Genomic DNA, 1,625 nt, shown 5'->3' on the forward strand with positions numbered 1-1,625 from the left:
GGCCGGGGTGGGGGCGGCGTCCATGATGCACGATGATCCGGGCAGGTCAGCACGGCCGGAGGAAAGCCGGAGAAAACCCGGGACGGCGGGAACCAGCGGCCCTGCCGGGACGACTACCTGGGGTTCGGCTCGCGGCGGTGCGCTCCGTTCCGCCACCCGCGAGCGGACGTCGTACGTCTCACGAAGCCGAAGCAGCGGGGCGCACCCTCCGCATCCGAACCGGCCGTAGCGGCTTCGGACGCACCCGTCCCGCCACTGGCCGGCTCCCTTCGCCACCCGGTCCCCGCAGCTTGGCGTGACATATCCCACCGCGACGGTCGGGCGCATCACCTCGCTGTAGAGGACCTTCCAGCCGATGGCCCTCGTCAGGCTCTCCAACCGTCAAGGTTCTTCGGGTTGTTCGAGACCGCCGGCCGGAAGGCAGCCGGGCGGAATCGATAGTAGGCCCGGTGCTTTTCCGGACGCGGCCCAGCGGACCGGGCGTAAGGAAATGGTCACAGGTGATCTCCGGAACCGGTGGTCGGGGTGACGATGCCTTCGGGGAAGGAGCATCGCCGTCGTCACAATTCGGTAATCGCCTCGCTTCTTCATGCCGCGCGGGCGGCCGAGTAGCTTCTCGTATTGCTCAGCCGAATCCATTTCAATTCGCCTGTCCCGGGCGGTCGCTGACGCGCAGTGGCCCGGTCGGGCGGCGACAAGGAGGCATCGTGGCAAGCGTTCGCCCCCGGAAGCGCGTGATCGCGCTTCTGGCAGTCCTCACCCTGTCCGCCCTGGGCACCTTCACCACCACGGCCCAGGCCGACGGCCCCGGGGAGGGGCCGGGCTCCGGGCCCCAGAGCGGTGACGGCCCCACCGGATCCTCGTTCTTCATCGGAAACTGCATCACCGCCAACCACATGACGGTGGCCCCTGATGTGATCCCGTTCTGCGGTGTCGCGAGGGCGGCCTACAACGCGACCGGGGACGTGCTCACGCGCCACGCGAGGTTCGTCGGCAACGACATCCGCGTCATGGGCGGAACCCTGCGCATCTCCGGCGGGATCTGGGAGGGCAACCGGATCATCGCGGACAAGATCGTCATCCAGGGCAACGCCATTTTCGTGGGCAACAACCGGTTCATCGGCAATGTCTACGTCGAGGACATCGACTCGATCGCGAACGAACTGGATGACCTGCAGGCCTGCACCGACCACTTCCTGTCGGACTACGTCGCGACCGAACACGACGGAGAAAGCGCACTCCATCCGCGGGAGACCGGGATCCACACCTACAACATCGCCGCAGCGAGCCGGATCCCGGTGCACGACAGCTTCGACTACCTCCACAAACGCTGCGGAGAGCTGCTGAAGGAGAACGACTACAGCTACTTCAGCGCGGTCGCGACCGCGCGACACCCGCGCGCCAACCTCACCTCGAACCCGGTCATCCGGTACGACGACCTGCAGGCGATGTCGCGCGAACTCAAGAGCTGCCGCGGCAAGATGAGGGCGGCGAAGAACCGCTCCGGCGCAGGCCCGGCGCTGCGGACGCTGCTCAACTGCTCGAACGCGGTCGTGCTCGACGAACTGTGAGGCCGGTACGGGCCGGTACGGCGGATCGCCCGTGCCGCCGTACCCGGGCGTCAC

The 1,625-nt window shown here is 67.6% G+C and carries 1 protein-coding gene; it reads left to right on the plus strand.

Translation table 11 applies throughout. The features are described from left to right. The first annotated feature begins 500 nt into the window (after nucleotides 1-500). Nucleotides 501-1,571 carry a hypothetical protein gene (locus AB0O00_RS38480; RefSeq protein ID WP_363659330.1) on the plus strand — a complete coding sequence of 357 codons (1,071 nt, stop codon included), beginning with the start codon at nucleotides 501-503 and terminating at the stop codon, nucleotides 1,569-1,571. The last annotated feature ends 54 nt before the right edge of the window (nucleotides 1,572-1,625 follow it).

This window comes from Kitasatospora sp. NPDC093558 (assembly GCF_040683475.1).
Lineage (GTDB): Bacteria > Actinomycetota > Actinomycetes > Streptomycetales > Streptomycetaceae > Kitasatospora.